Source organism: Mycolicibacterium palauense, from assembly GCF_002592005.1.
Taxonomy (GTDB): Bacteria; Actinomycetota; Actinomycetes; order Mycobacteriales; family Mycobacteriaceae; genus Mycobacterium; species Mycobacterium palauense.
On sequence record NZ_NVQF01000030.1, the window covers coordinates 1 to 15,594 of the forward strand.

15 protein-coding genes are annotated in these 15,594 nt (G+C 66.5%); 2 read left to right on the plus strand and 13 right to left on the minus strand.

Features of this window, described 5'->3' with window-relative positions; translation table 11 throughout:
- Nucleotides 1–122: 122 nt before the first annotated feature.
- The 8 genes from CSR00_RS13875 to CSR00_RS13910 all read right to left on the minus strand — a co-directional run bounded on the left by CSR00_RS13875 (nt 123) and on the right by CSR00_RS13910 (nt 8,368).
- On the minus strand, nt 123–1,715 hold the full coding sequence (locus CSR00_RS13875) for an FAD-dependent oxidoreductase (RefSeq protein ID WP_099022993.1): 1,593 nt from the start codon (nt 1,713–1,715) through the stop codon (nt 123–125).
- A 69-nt stretch (nt 1,716–1,784) separates the two neighbouring features.
- A complete protein-coding gene (locus CSR00_RS13880) occupies nt 1,785–1,970 on the minus strand; it encodes a ferredoxin (RefSeq protein WP_099022994.1) in 186 nt (61 codons plus the stop codon).
- On the minus strand, nt 1,970–3,373 hold the full coding sequence (locus tag CSR00_RS13885) for an aldehyde dehydrogenase family protein (RefSeq protein ID WP_099022995.1): 1,404 nt from the start codon (nt 3,371–3,373) through the stop codon (nt 1,970–1,972). The genes CSR00_RS13880 and CSR00_RS13885 overlap by 1 nt, the downstream gene beginning before the upstream one ends.
- A gap of 8 nt (nt 3,374–3,381) precedes the next feature.
- On the minus strand, nt 3,382–4,173 hold the full coding sequence (locus CSR00_RS13890) for a coniferyl-alcohol dehydrogenase (RefSeq protein WP_099022996.1): 792 nt from the start codon (nt 4,171–4,173) through the stop codon (nt 3,382–3,384).
- Between the two features lie 24 nt (nt 4,174–4,197).
- A complete protein-coding gene (locus CSR00_RS13895) occupies nt 4,198–5,457 on the minus strand; it encodes a cytochrome P450 (protein ID WP_099022997.1) in 1,260 nt (419 codons plus the stop codon).
- A complete protein-coding gene (locus CSR00_RS13900; RefSeq protein WP_099022998.1) occupies nt 5,454–6,992 on the minus strand; it encodes an acyl-CoA synthetase in 1,539 nt (512 codons plus the stop codon). Before CSR00_RS13900 ends, CSR00_RS13895 begins: the two co-directional genes overlap by 4 nt.
- A 3-nt stretch (nt 6,993–6,995) precedes the next feature.
- A complete protein-coding gene (locus tag CSR00_RS13905; RefSeq protein ID WP_099022999.1) occupies nt 6,996–7,400 on the minus strand; it encodes an SCP2 sterol-binding domain-containing protein in 405 nt (134 codons plus the stop codon).
- A gap of 254 nt (nt 7,401–7,654) precedes the next feature.
- Nucleotides 7,655–8,368, minus strand: coding sequence for a hypothetical protein (locus tag CSR00_RS13910; protein WP_245906004.1), 714 nt, complete (start codon nt 8,366–8,368; stop codon nt 7,655–7,657).
- A 485-nt stretch (nt 8,369–8,853) separates the two neighbouring features.
- Here CSR00_RS13910 and CSR00_RS13915 point away from each other — a divergent pair, with 485 nt between their 5' ends.
- Together CSR00_RS13915 and CSR00_RS13920 are read left to right on the plus strand one after the other, a co-directional pair.
- Nucleotides 8,854–9,939, plus strand: a complete 1,086-nt coding sequence (locus CSR00_RS13915; RefSeq protein ID WP_099023000.1) for an oxidoreductase family protein — start codon at nt 8,854–8,856, stop codon at nt 9,937–9,939.
- Between the two features lie 312 nt (nt 9,940–10,251).
- Nucleotides 10,252–10,563 (plus strand): Rv3169 family protein, encoded by a 312-nt coding sequence (locus CSR00_RS13920; protein WP_176562053.1) that lies wholly within the window; start codon nt 10,252–10,254, stop codon nt 10,561–10,563.
- Nucleotides 10,564–10,605: 42 nt separating this feature from the next.
- Here CSR00_RS13920 and CSR00_RS13925 read toward each other — a convergent pair whose 3' ends face one another.
- The 5 genes from CSR00_RS13925 to CSR00_RS13945 are packed head-to-tail and all read right to left on the minus strand — an operon-like array spanning nt 10,606 to nt 15,590.
- Nucleotides 10,606–11,424, minus strand: coding sequence for an HpcH/HpaI aldolase/citrate lyase family protein (locus CSR00_RS13925; RefSeq protein ID WP_099023048.1), 819 nt, complete (start codon nt 11,422–11,424; stop codon nt 10,606–10,608).
- On the minus strand, nt 11,421–12,743 hold the full coding sequence (locus CSR00_RS13930) for a phytoene desaturase family protein (RefSeq protein ID WP_099023001.1): 1,323 nt from the start codon (nt 12,741–12,743) through the stop codon (nt 11,421–11,423). Before CSR00_RS13930 ends, CSR00_RS13925 begins: the two co-directional genes overlap by 4 nt.
- A gap of 31 nt (nt 12,744–12,774) precedes the next feature.
- The gene (locus CSR00_RS13935) at nt 12,775–13,935 is read right to left on the minus strand and encodes an acyl-CoA dehydrogenase family protein (protein WP_099023002.1); all 1,161 of its coding nucleotides are present in this window, start codon (nt 13,933–13,935) and stop codon (nt 12,775–12,777) included.
- A 1-nt stretch (nt 13,936) separates the two neighbouring features.
- On the minus strand, nt 13,937–15,148 hold the full coding sequence (locus CSR00_RS13940) for an enoyl-CoA hydratase-related protein (RefSeq protein WP_099023003.1): 1,212 nt from the start codon (nt 15,146–15,148) through the stop codon (nt 13,937–13,939).
- Nucleotides 15,138–15,590 (minus strand): MaoC family dehydratase, encoded by a 453-nt coding sequence (locus tag CSR00_RS13945; protein ID WP_099023004.1) that lies wholly within the window; start codon nt 15,588–15,590, stop codon nt 15,138–15,140. Before CSR00_RS13945 ends, CSR00_RS13940 begins: the two co-directional genes overlap by 11 nt.
- Between the last annotated feature and the right edge of the window lie 4 nt (nt 15,591–15,594).

A 15,594-nucleotide genomic window follows, 5' to 3' on the forward strand; every position in this document is an offset into this window, starting at 1 on the left:
CAGTGCCACGCTCAACACCGCGGGATGACCCTCGAATATCGACCTTCGGATCTGACTACCACCAACGCGCCACAGAGCGCTCTGAGGCACCCCGCCCCAGACACCCCTATTTCAGCAGTCTCCTAGAGCGCCACTCCGGCGGCCGCGAGCAAGGCCTGTCGGTCGACGACCTTGACCCGGGGCCGTGAGACCGTCGACCCCTGCTGCCGTTCCGCGGCGTCGATGAGCCGCCACCCGGCCAGGTCGACAACATGCAGACCCCGCGCAGCAAGTTCGTCAACGTCCAGCCGGCCGCCCTCGGGCGGACTGGGCAGAATGTCCGCGCGCGCGTCCGCGAGCAGCTGCGTCACGGTCTCGCGCGCACATTCGCGATTGGTGCCGATCACGCCGCGCGGACCACGCTTGATCCAACCGGTCACATAGACGCCGGGCACCGGGACGCCGTCGCGCGTCACCCGGCCGCCGTCATTGGGGACGATGCCCGCATCGTCGTCGAAGGGCAGGCCGTCGACCGGCAACCCGCGATACCCGATCGACCGCAGCACCAGCGACGTCTCGATCGTGCTGGTCGCCCCGCCGCTCGATACCCGCAGCGCCTCAACGCGGTCCGCGCCCACAACCTCGACCGGTTTGGTGCCGAACCGCAACACGATCCGCTTGTGGTGCGCCGTCGGCGTACGGTCGGCGTATTCGCGGACGATGTCGAACTTCAGGGCGCGTTCCCGGTCCTCGGGGCGTTCACCCAGTTCACCCTCCACCACGACATCGACTCCGCGCAGCGACCCCAGTGCCAGCAGCTCGCCCACCGAGAACGCGCCGTCAGCCGCACCGCGACGACCAAGCACCACCACTTCCCGTACCCCGCTGCTGTTGAGCTGCTTCAGCGCGTGCTCGGCTATGTCGGTGGCCGCGAGATCGTCGCGATCCATCACCAGGACGCGTGCCACGTCCAGCGCCACGTTGCCGTTGCCCACGATCACCACCCGCCCACCGCTGAGGTCGAACTGCCGGCCCGCGTAGTCCGGATGCCCGTTGTACCAGCTGACGAACTCGGCGGCGCCGGCGTTGCCCGGCAGGGCCTCTCCCGGGATTCCGAGGTCGCGCGCGCCCGAGGCACCGACGGCATAGATCACCGCGTCGTGGGTGTCCATGAGTTGTTCGTGGGTGATGTCCTGGCCGACTGCGACATTGAAGAAACACCGCACACTCGGACTGGCGAGGGCGGCTTCGAAGAGGTCCACCACGTCCTTGGTCCGCTGGTGATCCGGTGCGACACCAAACCGCACCAATCCGAACGGAGTCGGCAGTCGTTCGAAGAGGTCGACCTGGACACCACTGGTACGCACTAGATCCGAAACCGCGTAGCAGGCCGCCGGGCCTGCGCCGACGACAGCTACCCGCAGCACATCCCGCCCGACCGCGGCCGGCTCCCACTTTGCCGGAATAGGCCGGATGGCCAGTGGTTCGGTGGCGAAGTAGTCCGCGTTGATGGCCTTGAACCGCCGCTGTGACTCCGGCAGTTCGTCCTCGTGATAGATCGCGCCGACCGGGCACACCTCGACACACGCTCCACAGTCGACGCACGTGGTCGGATCGATATAGAGCATCGGCGCGGCAACCCCGTCAGGGCCGGGCACCGGGCGGATGCAGTCGACCGGGCACACGGGAATACAGCTCGCATCGGTACAGCAGTTTTGAGTGATGACGAAGGCCATGACCTCTCCTGTGGCAGTTGAGAAACCGGGCGTCGGCGCTCATCCGTGTGGGAGCGCGCCGCCGCCGGTTCAGTCGTCGATAGAGATGGCGCCGGTCGGACAGTTCGACGCGGCTTCGCGCACCGTTTCCGGATCGGCCGCGCCGTCGCCGATCACGTGTGACTGCCCGTCGTCACCGATCTCGAAGACGTCGGGAGCAGTCATCTCACACATGCCGATTCCGGAGCACTTCGTGGTATCTACGTGAATTTTCATCAGAAGAGCTTCCTCATGATCTTGACCGCCGCATCGGTGTACGGCGGATACGTCAGCTTGAGATCCGGTCGAACGGACTTGGCCAGCACCGCACGTCGGTGGCTGAGCACCTCGAAACCCCAGCGGCCGTGGTACTGCCCCATTCCACTGGCTCCGACCCCGCCGAAGGGCAGTTGCGGCGCCAGGCAATGCATGGCGACGTGGTTGATCACCGCACCGCCCGACGGGATCGCGTCAATGAGGTCACCGGCCGTCCGTCGCGAGCCACTGAAGACGTAGAGGGCCAGCGGTTTGGGGCGCGCGTTCACGAACTGGACCGCGGCGTCGGTGGATTCGATGCTCAAGATGGGGAGGATGGGCCCGAAGATCTCGTCGGACATCACCGGATCCGTCGGTGCCGGGTCCCTGATGATAGTCGGTTCGACGCTGAGCTTGTCCTCATCCACGCCACCGCCCGCGACGATGCTGCCGCTGGTGGTGTCGATCAGATCCTTGATCCGGTCGAACTGGCGCCGGTTGACGATCCGCTGTCCGCGTTCTGGTTCGGCGGCGCGGAACGTCGCGATGGATTCGGCCACCTTCTCGGTGAAGGTATCGACGACTGCGCGGTCAACGAGCACGTAGTCGGGCGCGATGCAGGTCTGCCCCGAGTTCATCAATTTGACCCAGGCGATACGCCGGGCGGCCACGTCCAGATCCGCGTCGGCTGTCACGATCACCGGGCTCTTGCCGCCCAGTTCGAGCGTCACCGGAGTGAGCGTCGGTGCTGCGGCCGCCATGATCTTTCGGCCGATCTCCGTGCCTCCGGTGAACAGCACATGATCGAAGCCCTGCGCGATCAGGCTCTGCGTGGTGTCTCCGTCGCCCTCGACCACCCGGATGGCCTGCGCGTCGAGGTATCGGGGCACCAGATCGGTCAGCACCGCCGACGTGGCCGGGGCGAGTTCCGACGGCTTGAGTACCGCGCAGTTACCGGCGGAGACCGCGGCGACCAGGGGTGCGACACTCAGATAGAAGGGATAGTTCCAGGGACCGATGACGAGGACGACGCCCAGCGGGTCGTACTGCACCCAGCTGCGCCCCGGCAGCTGGGCCAGCGGAAGCGGCTGCCGGCTCCGGCGCATCCACTTCTTCAGATGCTTGCGCGCGTAGGTCGCTTCGCCCTTGGTCGAGGCGATGTCACCCAGCCACGCCTCCACCGGCGGCCGGCCGAGATCCTCCGCGAGCGCACGCGCGATGATCGGCTCCTGATCGTTGCACAGAGCTTCGATCGCCTCGAGCTGCTCCAGGCGCCACCGCAGGGGCTTCGTTCGGCCCGTGGCGAACACCCGTCGCAGGTCTGCCAACACCGAAGCCGGTGCCTGCTCGCCGAGCGGGTGTTCGGATACCGTTCCCACTGTCATGGGGATCCTCAGAACTCCGGCTTGGGAACGACACCGGTGCTCACCGCACCGCTGATACCGCCGTCGACGGCCAATGCCTGCCCGTTCACCCACCGCGCCGCGTCGGACGCCAGGAAGAGGACGACCGCGGCGATGTCGTCGGGCTCCGCATGGCGGCCGAGGAGTTCTTTGACACCGTCGAGGGTGTCCTTGCCCATCGACTCCTCGAAATCGGTGAGGATCGGCGTCTCCACGGGGCCGGGAAGCACCGCGTTGATGCGAAAGCCCATCTGCGCCAATGCCAGACCCATCATCTGGGTATAGACGGTGGTGACTTCCTTGGAGAAGTTGTAGGCGTTGCCCTGCTGGGGGTTGGCCTTGAACCAGGACGCCCCCTCCTCGAAGGTGTCGGTGGCGAGCAGGTCACGAATCGGCTCCAGCCGTTCGGGCCAGCCGAAGCCCGCGGTGGAGGACACGATGGTGATGGCGCCCCCCGGCGCGAGGCGTTCGAGGAATGCCTCGGTGAGATGGCGGACCGCGAGGCTGTTGACGGCGAAGACGAGATCGGCCGGTGCGGTTCCGGGAATGCCCGCGACGTTCATCAGCCCGTCATAGGGACCGTCGAGGCTCTCCAGGGCGGCATCGATGCTGCGCGGGTTCGCCAGGTCGATCTCGATGTGACGATCGACGCCTGCCCGGGGCTGGTTGCGGTCCAGGCTCGTCACCTTGGCTCCGGCCGCCAGCAACTGTTCGGCGACGGCGTGGCCGATACCGGATGCCGCGCCGGTGACTACGTAGTGTTTTCCGGTGAACTCGGTCATCGTGTTCCTTATGTCGTTCTTGGGTCAGTCGAGGGTGTAGGGAAGCGATTTGACGGCGTGCACGAAGTTCCCGGCGAGAAACTCCGGCTCCCCGACCCGCAGGGTCGGTGCGCGCAGGATGAGCTCCCGGAAGATCGCCTCCAGCTGCATCTTGGCCAGGAACGACCCCATACAGAAGTGCGGACCACCGCCGCCGAAACCGATATGTCCGTTGGGTTCCCGGGTGATGTCGAACCGGTGTGGGTTGGCGAAGGCACGCTCGTCCCGGTTGCCGGAGGAATAGATCATCAGGACCCAGTCACCCTCCTTCACGAGTTGCCCGCACAGCTCGGTGTCCTGGGTGGCGGTCCGTCGGAAGGTCATGACCGGACTCGCCCAGCGCACGAACTCCTCGATGGCACGCTTGATATGCCCGTCGAAGTCACGTTCCAGCAGGGCGCGTTGAGCCGGGAACTGCTGCAGCGCCGCGGTGGTCAGCGTGACGGTGTTGCGGGTGGTGTCGTTGCCCGCCACCGACAGCAGCACGAAGAACGCCCCCAACTCCTCGTCGGTGAGCCTGCGGCCATCGATCTCGGCCTGGACCAGCAGTGACATGAGATCCGACGTCGGTTTGGCCCGCCGCTGCTCGGCCAGCTCGAGACCCGCGGTGAGCAGACCGACCAGTGATTCGTTGAGAACCTCACCCGACTCACGTCCGGCCGCCACGTCCGCGTCGGCCCAGGAGACCATCCCGTCCGCGTTATGAGCGGCTTCGTCGCGGTACTCCTCGGGCAGACCGACCATTTCGTAGATGGTCCACATGGGTAGCCGCTTGGAGACCTGCTCGACGAAGTCACCGTCGTTGGTCCTGAGGAGATCGGTGACGATCGTTGCCGCCTGATTCTTGATCTGGTCCTGGATCTTGGCGACCTGCCGCGGCGTGAACACCGAGCTGATCAGGCGACGCAGGGTGGAATGCTGCGTACCGTCCATCGCGAGGAACGACTGTGCGGCATCGAGGATCTCGTCGGGGACGGCCTCGATCATCACGCCGCGACCGGAGCAGAACAATCCGGGGTTCTTGCTGACGTAGGCGATGTCCTCGTGGCGGGTGACCGCCCACAGGCCGTCGATCTCGGGCTCCATCAATGCGCCCTCGATCGGGGCGTGCCAGCTCAGCGGCCGTTCGTCCCGCAGTATCTTGAACGACTCTTCCCGTTCGTCGGCGGTCTGCGACCAGAATCCCAGCGGCGAGATGCTGATGGGATCGTATTGTCTTGTTCGCGTGAGTGTCTGGGTGTTCATTGGCGCGCTTCCACGTATCGCTGTTGGAGTTTTCTCTTGGCGAGCTTGCCGGTGGCCAGCCGGGGAAGTTCGTCGACGAAGTCGACGCTGCGGGGCGCCTTGTAGTGCGCAATCCGTCCGCGCACGTAGGAGATGAGCTCCTCGGCCAGTTCGTCGGTACCGACCACGCCGTCACGGAGCTCGACGACCGCCTTGACCTGCTCACCCATTTCGGGATCCGGAACGCCGATGACCGCGACGTCGGCGACCTTGGGATGCAGTGCCAGGACATTCTCGATCTCCTGGGGGTAGATGTTGACCCCACCGGAGATGATCATGAATGCCTTGCGGTCGGTGAGAAACAGGTATCCGTCCTCGTCCACGTATCCCACGTCGCCAACGGTCGACCAGTTGTCATGGTCGGGATGACGCGCATTGCGCGTCTTCTCGGGGTCGTTGTGGTACTCGAACGGCGCATGGTCGCGTTCGAAATAGATGGTGCCGACCTGCCCGGTCCCGACCTCGACGCCCTCGTCGTCGCACACGTGAAGGGTCCCCAGTGCGGCGCGGCCGACCGAGCCCCGCTTGGCCAGCCATTCGTCGGTGGTCACGACCGTGACACCATGGCCCTCCGTGGCACCGTAGTACTCCACCAGGATTGGCCCCCACCACTCGATCATCGCCTGCTTGACATCGGGTGGACACGGCGCGGCTGCATGGACCGCCAACCTCAGTGAGGTCGTGTCGAATGACCTCCGCACCTCCTCCGGCAGCTGAAGCATGCGGATGAACATGGTCGGGACCATTTGCGTGACGGTGATGCGATAGTTCTGGATGGCGCTCAGCGCGGCCTCCGCGTCGAACTTCTCCATCAGCACCACGGTTCCGCCCAGAGCGTGCACGCCTCCACACCATTTCAGGGGTGCGGCATGGTAGACCGGGGCCGGCGAGAGGTAGCGATCGTCGGCCGTGATTCCGAACGCATGGGCGAGCATTCCCACCAGCGGGTCGCCCGGTTCATGGACCTGGGCCTCGGGCAGCGTCGGCTTGATGCCCTTCGGGCGCCCGGTGGTTCCCGACGAGTACAGCATCTCGGTACCGCGCGGCCGCTCCCCCAGTGCGTCGAAGCGGCCGTCGATGAGCACCTGGTAGGGCACGTATCCGGCTATCTCCCCGCCGAATGCGTAGCGTCGGTCGACACCGGGCGTGAGGGCAGCGATCTCTTCGGCCAGCGCCCGCACTCCCGCCGACGCGAACACCACGCGCGCTCCGCAGTCGTTGACGATGTAGGCCACCTCGTCCGCGGCGAGGTGCCAGTTCACGGCCGTGATGTACAGGCCGGATCGGATGGCGGCCCAATACACCTCGAAAGCTTCAACGGTGTTGTCCGACACCATCGCGATCACGTCGCCACGCCGGAGACCGAGGTCGTGGAGGGCGGCGGCGATCGATTCCGAGTGCCGGTCCAGATCGCCGTAGGTCAGCGTCCGCCCCGACCCGGCCATCACGACGGCCGGCCGGTCCGGATCTGTTGCTGCGTGGGTTCCCGGGTACATCGCTTATGCCAGCAGGTCGTCGCGACCGTCGGCCTTCAGACGCTCGATGTAGGGCGGGTAGAGCTTCTTTCCCAGCGGTGCGAGCTTGAGCAGGCTGGCGACGTTGCCGTCGACCTTGATCTTCTTCTTCGCCATCGCCAACGGCAGGTTCACCTTGCCCTGCCAGTAGGCGTTGCCGGTCTCGGCGGTCATCGACATGGTGGCGACCGGCTCCGGTCCCCCCTCCAGGCCCTCCCGCACCGTCTTGTTCGGCATGTCGATGACGACGAGGGCCTCCGGCTCGGTGAAGTCGAACGCGACCACCAGGCCGGTCGCCTCGAGCTTCGGGCCGATCTCGGGATCCTCGAATGCGGTCTCGAAGATGCCTCCGATGTACTTGGTCACCTCGGCGGAGCTAGCGAACCCCATCGTTCTCCTTAATCTACATTTGATTCAAAAATATGGCGCGGCCACTGCGCGGCGTAGCTGAGACCATGGTCACACCTCAGCGGCCATAAGTCAACGTATGTGCCAGTCCGCCACGGCGCTCCGGCATTCCGGCGGCGACACGACCCACCCCGCCCGGGGCAAACATAGCGACTGCCGCGCACATCAATTGGCGTACCCCTGGGCTCGCCCGGGAATGCATCCACTCCGCACGGCGGTGACCGGCCCCATCCCGGTCACGCCACCGCGGACGGCAGCGACGGTTCGTCGTCGAGTTCGGGATTCTTCAGCGCCGCGGCACGCAACACCAGGCCCATGGCGATCAGGAAGATGGCGTATGTCGTCAGGGCGAGCCAGAACACGAAGATGCCCCGCCACGAGAACGGTCCGGAGTGGAAGAAATAGGCCAACGGGTCGGGAAGGAAGGATGCGGCAATCCAGAAGTTGAGGTATCCCATCCAGCGCGGCAGGGTGCCGCTCCGGTCGCGCAGGATCACTGTCCCGATCGCGACGTTCTGGATGATGAACGGTGCGATCGGCGTGATGAACATCAGCCAGGTGATGTCATTGAGCGTCACCGTGATCTCGGGGTTGCGATCCGGCCGGAACGCGATCACCGCCATCAACAGCATCGGCAGTAGCAGCAGGACGCCCGTGGCGGCGCCGGCCACCAGCTGGACGAAGGTCAGGAGCGGGTGACGCCCCTCCATCCGGAGCATGTAGTAGCCGATCAGCCCGATGAGCGGGAACACCAGGCAGATGCCGAGCTGGGCCACGATCAGACCGGCGATCACCCTGGTGTCGTGGCTGTAGAAGCTGACGACCTCCTCGGTCGTGCTCGACGAGTTCAGGGGAAGCGGAAGCACACCAGCGATGAGCCATCCGCACAGTGCGATGAACACCGTGGCCGGTCCACACCAGGCGCAGAGCAGCTGAATTCGACGTGTCATCCCCGCACCAATCTGTAGCAGCCTATCTTAACAGAGATTAAAATATATGGCGCGCCATCGGCGATGGCAAGGGGCTGGCCGGTACTTGGACCGGCGGTGGGACGGCCCGCCCGGCAGCACTCCTGCAGCGAGGTGCCGCGCGCCGGCGTTCACGTCGCTTCTTTTCCCACGAAAACGGGCACCCTCTACGCAGCGCGCAATGGTGCCCGGTTCGCCGGCGGCGACTCCCGGGAGCGTCGATCGCGCGCCGTCCGATCCGGCAACGGCCCGCGCCATTATTGATTCCCTGTTAGAAACTGCGCCCGCAGCGCTTGACTTGCCACGCGGCGCCACCATACGGTCTGACGAAAGCGTGATCGAGGCCACAGGGGCCTGGGAAGACGGTCCCCGTCATGGCCAGTCGGCGCTTGCCAGCCAGCGATCGCCAGCGGCATCTCCGCGTACGGCAGATCCGCAGAGCAGCGCAGAGGAGAAGGAGACCAACGATGTCGCTATCCGCGCACGCGATCGCCGAGCTCACCCCGGATGCGGTGACCGGCATGTTGTCCGGCCGACCCGGGTGGTCGGAATTGAAGGTCGCGACCATCGCATCGGCGCCGGTGGGCACGGGTCAGATGGCCAACAGCTACCGGCTCGAGCTCGACTACGCGGCACGTCCGGACGGCGCACCGTCGACCGTGATCGCCAAGGTGTCGAGCACCGACCCGGCGAGTCGGCAGATGGGGGCTGCCACCGGCGCCTATCAGCGTGAGGTGCTGTTCTACCAGCACCTCGGCGACCTGACCACTGTTCGCTCCCCGCAGTGCTTTCATTCGCACATCTCCGACGACCACAACGATTTCGTGCTCCTGCTCGAGGACATGGGTCCGGCCCGGACAGTGGAACAGATCGGGGGCTGCACGGCCGATCAGGCAGACCTGGCGCTTGACCAGGCCGCCGCACTGCATGCGGGGTCATGGGGTCACACTCAGCTCACCGAACACTCCTGGCTGCCGTCACAACACGTGTGGACCGCTCTGGCGGGTGCGCTGCCGGAGATCGTCGAGCCGTGGCTGCAGCGCTTCAGCGGCTACCTCGAGCCCGAGCACGTCGACGTGGCGCACCGGTTGGTACGCGAGGTCACGTCGTGGTTGGCCACTCTCAGCGACCATCGCACGCTGTGGCATGGCGACTTCCGCCTGGACAATCTGTTGTTCGACGCACAGGACGGAGCGACGCCGGTGGCGGTGGTCGACTGGCAGAGTGTCGCGGCCGCCCCCGGCGTGATCGACGTGTCCTACCTGATGGGCACGTCTCTGACCGCCGACGACCGGGCAGCCCATGAGCGCACACTGGTCACCGAGTATCACCGCCGCCTCGTCGCGCTCGGCGTATCGGGATACGGCGCCGAACAGTGCTGGCGCGAGTACCAGGCACATGCGCTCTACGGCCTTGTCCTGTGCATTCCCGTGTCGCTGGGGGTCGAGAGCACCGAGCGGGGCGACGCCATGTTCGGTGCGATGGCCAGCCGGGCCGCCCAACAGATCCTCGACAACGAGAGCTTTGCCGCATTGGCGGCGCTGACCCGGTGACTCGCGTCTGTCCGACACATCGGCGCTCGTTCACGGATCGGCCCGATCCGGGAGGAACGACACACATCGTCCCGGTGATCCAGCCGCGATCGCTCAGGACGTTGGATCCGGAAGTTGGATCCGGAAGTTGGATCCGGAAGTTGGATCCGGAAGTTCGAGAACCCGGACGGGACGAGCTGGGCACGCGACGCCCTCGTCGTTCCCAAGCAGACAGGCGGCGGGACTTCGGATGCGGGTCGCGCCGTCCCGTTGGCGCGGGTCGAACACCACATCGATTGGGCGCCTGGGCGGCGACGTTCTCGAGGGGCCGTGTTGGTTACGCACGCTCTCGACGGTGCGGTCGACGAGATGGTGCTGGAACCCATCGCCACTTTCCAGATGAAGGGTATCGGCTACGGACATCCGTTCTGGGGCCACGGCAGCTGGCACGACGAACTGGCCGTCGGTGGTGAGTCCTACGACATCGACGCGCTGGATCCCTTGGCTCCGGAGAATCTGCATGTGCAGCAACTGGTCCGAGCGACGTGGCGTGGCGAGAGCGGCCTTGGAGTTCTCGAGCAGGTCATGGTCGGTCCGTTCCCCCGGTACGGCTTCCCCGACTTCCTGGGTGGGCCAACCAGCTGACGCACCGATCACCGAGATGCGCCGGGCCGACATCTGCTGCCGCTACCCCCCGGTTCGCGACAGGATTCGCCTGGCCCGCTCGATGACCGGTTTGTCGACCATCTTTCCGTCCACGACGCATGCCCTACCGTCCGCCGCCTCGGCGGTGACCTTGCGAGCCCACTCGAGTTCCTGCGGTGAGGGAGAGAAGCGCTCGTTGACGACGGCGACCTGGCGCGGATGGATGCACAACTTGCCACCGAAGCCCAGCCGGGCGGCATGGGCTGCGTCGTCGGACAGCGGCCCAGCCTCGTCCAGGTCGAGCGTGACCCCGTCCAGCGGCGCGGCTCGCCCGGCGGCCGCCGACCCGAGCACCACGGCGCTGCGCGCGTATTGCAGCGCCTGCCGCACCTCGGGGTCGACGCCGAGTTCGGCGCCCAGATCGATGCTTCCGAAGGCCGCCCGAACAACCGGCGCGACCCCGCAGATCTCGGCGGTGGCGAAGACTCCCGCGGCCGTCTCGACGAGAGCGACGATCGGCGTGCCCGGCGCCAGGTGTCGAGCGACATCCTGAAGCTGAGACGCACTGTGTGCCTTGGGCACCATCACGGCGCACCGCCGGCGCTCGAGCATCCGAAGGTCGTCCGCACACCACGACGTGTCGGTTCCGTTGACCCTCACCATCACCTGCGCGCCGGTGCCGAGGTACGCGTCGACCGCGGCACGCGCGGTGTCCTTGTCCCGGGCCGCTACGGCGTCCTCCAGATCCAGCACGACGAGGTCGGCGCCACTGGCCTCGGCCTTGGCGAATCGATCGGGCCGATCGCCGGGGACGAACAGCGCGCTGCGGGCGCAGGCGATGCGTTCGGCCGAGGCGCTCAGCGCAGCACCGCCGGCCGGTGCGCGGCGACGATCTTGTCCACCACCAGCTTCGCGGTCTCCGCACAGGCCGTGGTTCCGCCGTTGGCGTACTCCTTGACACCGTCGCCCACGTTCCACAGGCCCGCGAACGGGGTGTCGTGGGTCAGGTCGTATCCGGCGACGGCGCGCTGCGGCGGCCAGTCGTCGCGGGTGACCGCGATGTTGAGGATGCGGGCGCGCCGGTCGAAGTCGTCGATGTTGTCGCGGAGGTCCTGGAGCAGGAACTCCGTCTCGGCGGCCTCGTCGAAGTCGCCGGTGGGGTTCTCGGGTACGGACGTCCCGACGTAGAGGTTCCACCCCGAGGGCGCCATCTCGGGACACACATCGGTGAAATTGGCGATGTAGGCGAGCCTGCGCGACTTCGCGAAGCTCAGCATCCCCGGCACCTCGACGAGCCTCTCCTGGCTGGCGAAGTTCACCGAGATCATCGACGTCGGCCGGTCGGCTTTCTTCACCAGATCCTGGTAGTCCGGCGGCACGTTCTCCTCACCAAGGAGCGCCACGGTCGCCGCGGGACCCACGTCGCTGACGACCACCGGGGCGTCGATCCGCAGCGACTCGCCGTTGCGGGTGACCTCGATTCCGGTCACGACGTCGCCGTCGCCCTTGTGGATCTTCGTCACCGGCGTGGACAACCACACCTGCCCACCGTTGGCCTCGACCACCTCTGCCAGGGCCCGCCAGAGTCCGATCGTGCCCTCCGGATGGAAACCGAACCGCTTGAAGGCGCTCTTGCGCGTGAAGTAGGTCAGGAACACCCGGGCGGGCAGATCCTCCGAGCCGACCGCGAAGACCGACGCACACATGTTTCGGAAGATTCCGTGCACGCCTTCGTTCTTGGTGTATTTCGACACCCATTCGGCGGTGGACAGCTCGTCCTCGGGCAGACCGGAATCGTTGCGGGCGGCACCGATGCCCTTGACGAGTTTGGCCCCCTGCCGGGTCAACTTCCCGAGCAGGAATCCCCAACCACCGCCGGTGACGTCGACGTCCTTGCCCGCGATGCGATACAGGATGGGCGGCTGCGGCTCACGGATGTCGAAGCGCGCGCCCACCTCCTGACAGGTCTCCTGGGTGATGCCCCCCACCTCGATGACGATGGCACCGGTGTTGACCTTGAACCCGTCGATATCGTCGGTGGACGCGCGACCACCGACCTTGTCCAGCCGCTCCACCACCAGCGTTCGGTAACCGTGCTTGGTCAGACGGGCCGCCGTGAAGAGGCCGCCTGCTCCCGCGCCGATCACCACGGCGTCGAATGTGTGTTCCGCTGACGTCATTGTCGTTCTCCTTCGGTGCTGTGATGGTTTGTCAGTACGAGCGGGGAAGGCCGAGTGAGGTCTGGGCGACGAAGTTGAGCACCATCTCCCGGCTGACCGGCGCCGTGCGCATCAGCCTGGTCACGAACCACAGTTCGGACAGGCCGTACTCATGGGCGAGCCCATTGCCGCCGTGCGTCTGGATAGCCTGGTCGAGCGCCTTGAGCGCGGCTTCCGATGCCGAGAACTTGGCGATGTTGGCCGCCTCCCCCGCGGGCAGACCGGCGTCGAACTGCTGTGCGCTCAACGCGGTGGCAAGCCGGCTCAGTTCCACCGCGATATGACTCTCGGCCAGTGGGTGTGCAACCCCCTGGTGCGCTCCGATCGGCGTGGACCAGACCCGGCGTTCCTTGGCGTAGTCGACCGCCTTGTCGATCGCGTAGCGGCCGACGCCACCGCAGATGGCACCGACGAGGATCCGTTCCGGGTTCAGCCCGTCGAAGACCTGGCGCAGACCATTGCCCGCCTGCCCGATCAGCGCGTCGTGGTCGACCTCGACCTCGTCGAGGAAGACGGTGAACTGCCGATCCGGCGAGACGACCGAGGTGTCGATCTGCTGGTAGGTGAGCCCCTTCGTTCCCGTCGGAACGACGAACAGCGACAACTTGGACTTCTCGGGTGTGGAGTGGTCGGCGTCGCGCGCCACTACCAGCAGCGCATCGCTCTGGTCGACCGCGGAGATGTAGTACTTCGACCCCGAGAGCACCCAACCGGTGTCGGTCCTGCGCGCCGTCGTCTTGACGTTGTGGCTGTTGGAGCCGGCGTCCGGTTCGGTGAGTCCGAAGGCCATCTTCTGGCTGCCGTCGGCGATGCCGGGCAGCCAGCGTTGTTTCATCTCCTCCGAACCGTGGTGGGCCAGGATGCTCCCGCAGATCGCCGGGGATATCACCCAGATCAGCATCGGCATGCCGTGGGCAGCCAGTTCCTCCACCACGACGACGGCCTCCGCCATTCCGCCGCCGCCGCCGCCGTAGGCCTCGGGCAGGTGGACACCGAGCAGACCGGCCGCTCCGAGGTCTTTCCACAGTTCGGTGATGTCGTCCCCGTCCCGACCGCGCTTCAGGAAGTACTGCGCCCCATAGCGATCGGCGATACCGGCGACGCTTTCGCGGATCGCCCGGTGCTCGTCGGTGTCCTGGATCAGTCCGCCCATGTCATCGCCCCTCGAAGGTCGGTCTCTGTTTGGCTGCGAACGCGGCGATCGCGGTCGCGGCGTCGGCACTGTCGCCGGTGAGTTTGATGCCACGCGACTCGGCGGCAAGCTGCGCCGGCAGGTCGTTGCGCCAGCTGTCGCGCAGCAGCGCCCGCATGGTGGCGAACGCCACGGTCGGCCCGTCCGCCAGTGCGCGGACCAGTTCGTCGGCCCTGGCCCGAAGTCGGTCGTCGGCAACGACTTCGTTGACCAACCCCCACTCGAGGGCCTGGTCGGCACTGATGGGCGTGTTGCGCAGGTAGGCGGCTGCCGCCCTCCTGGGTCCGATGATCCGCGGAAGGTGGTAGGTCCCACCGCCGTCGCCCGACAGTCCGATCCCCGAGAAGGCGGTGACGAAGCGTGCGCTCTCGGCGGCCACCACGAGGTCGGCCGCATAGACGTAGCCGAGACCGCCTCCGGCCACCGCGCCGTGCGCGGCGGTGACGATCGGCGCCTCGACCCGGCTCAGAATCTCGAACGCCTGATGGAACGGTGTCGTCATCTTCAGGAACAGGTCGCCGAAGCCCTGCTGGTTCCCGCTCAGGAAATACGAGATGTCGCCGCCGACGGTCAGGGCCGGCCCGTTCCCGCAGATCAGCACCGCCCGTACGGATCGGTCGCCGGCGATGCGACGCGCGACCTCCAGAGTCTCCTCACCCATGCGCATGTCGATCGCGTTGCGTTCGTCGGGCCGGTTCAGGCAGACGGTGGCGACACCGGCCTCGACGCGGTAGTCGATGGTCTGCAGGGTCCCGTTGCCCTCGAGTGCGGCACGCCAGGCGGCCGTGTCGGTCAGCTGGTTCAGCGAGAGGATGCGTCCGTCCGCATCGAACGAGAGAACGTGGACGAACGCCGCGTTCAGCTCGGCTCCGGAACGACGGCCGCTACCGCGGTAGGTGCCGATCACCGCCAGGCGACCGTCTTCCAGCGTCTGAAAGTCCTCGGCGACCGCGCGTGCCTTGAAGTGCTCGCCGATCCGCCACCACAGGTTCTTCCGCATGGCCTCGGGGCCGACGTGCGTGCCGCCCATCCCGAGCGGAAGGCCCTCGGCCGCGTGCCCGACGAAGTCCGGCGCCAGAAGCCGACCGAGAGCAGCCGCGTCTCCGCTGGCCAGCGCCCCGTACAGCGCCTCCGCGGCGGCAACCTTGGCGTCCCTGGTGACGTCAACCGACATAGCGCACAATCGATTCGATCACGGCGGCGGGCTTGTCGGCGCCCTCCACCTCGATCGTCGTGACCAGCGTGGCCTGCACCGCACCACCCAGCTTGTCGACCTGCGAAATCAGTGACGACGCGCGGACCTTTGCACCGACCGGCACCGGGGTGATGAATCGGACCTTGTTGAAGCCGTAGTTGATGGCCATCGTGACGTTGTCCACGCGGTAGAGCTCGTGCATGAACCTCGGTAGCAGCGAGAGGGTCAGCAGGCCGTGGGCGATGGTGCGGCCGAACGGTCCGGACGACGCACGCTCCGGATCCACGTGAATCCATTGATGGTCGTCGGTCGCGTCGGCGAAGCCGTCCACGCGCTGCTGGTCCACTTCGAGCCAGTCGGTGGGGCCGAGTTCGGCGCCGGCCGCCGACTCGAACTCCCCGAGGTTCTCGAATACCTTCATGAAC

Coding starts and splice junctions, on each gene's coding strand:
- CSR00_RS13895 (WP_099022997.1), bottom strand. CDS start 5,457: ATGAACACCCAGACACTCACGCGAACAAGACAATACGATCCCATCAGC.
- CSR00_RS13885 (WP_099022995.1), bottom strand. CDS start 3,373: ATGACAGTGGGAACGGTATCCGAACACCCGCTCGGCGAGCAGGCACCG.
- CSR00_RS13905 (WP_099022999.1), bottom strand. CDS start 7,400: ATGGGGTTCGCTAGCTCCGCCGAGGTGACCAAGTACATCGGAGGCATC.
- CSR00_RS13945 (WP_099023004.1), bottom strand. CDS start 15,590: ATGAAGGTATTCGAGAACCTCGGGGAGTTCGAGTCGGCGGCCGGCGCC.
- CSR00_RS13930 (WP_099023001.1), bottom strand. CDS start 12,743: ATGACGTCAGCGGAACACACATTCGACGCCGTGGTGATCGGCGCGGGA.
- CSR00_RS13910 (WP_245906004.1), bottom strand. CDS start 8,368: ATGACACGTCGAATTCAGCTGCTCTGCGCCTGGTGTGGACCGGCCACG.
- CSR00_RS13880 (WP_099022994.1), bottom strand. CDS start 1,970: ATGAAAATTCACGTAGATACCACGAAGTGCTCCGGAATCGGCATGTGT.
- CSR00_RS13900 (WP_099022998.1), bottom strand. CDS start 6,992: ATGTACCCGGGAACCCACGCAGCAACAGATCCGGACCGGCCGGCCGTC.
- CSR00_RS13915 (WP_099023000.1), top strand. CDS start 8,854: ATGTCGCTATCCGCGCACGCGATCGCCGAGCTCACCCCGGATGCGGTG.
- CSR00_RS13875 (WP_099022993.1), bottom strand. CDS start 1,715: ATGGCCTTCGTCATCACTCAAAACTGCTGTACCGATGCGAGCTGTATT.
- CSR00_RS13890 (WP_099022996.1), bottom strand. CDS start 4,173: ATGACCGAGTTCACCGGAAAACACTACGTAGTCACCGGCGCGGCATCC.
- CSR00_RS13940 (WP_099023003.1), bottom strand. CDS start 15,148: ATGTCGGTTGACGTCACCAGGGACGCCAAGGTTGCCGCCGCGGAGGCG.
- CSR00_RS13935 (WP_099023002.1), bottom strand. CDS start 13,935: ATGGGCGGACTGATCCAGGACACCGACGAGCACCGGGCGATCCGCGAA.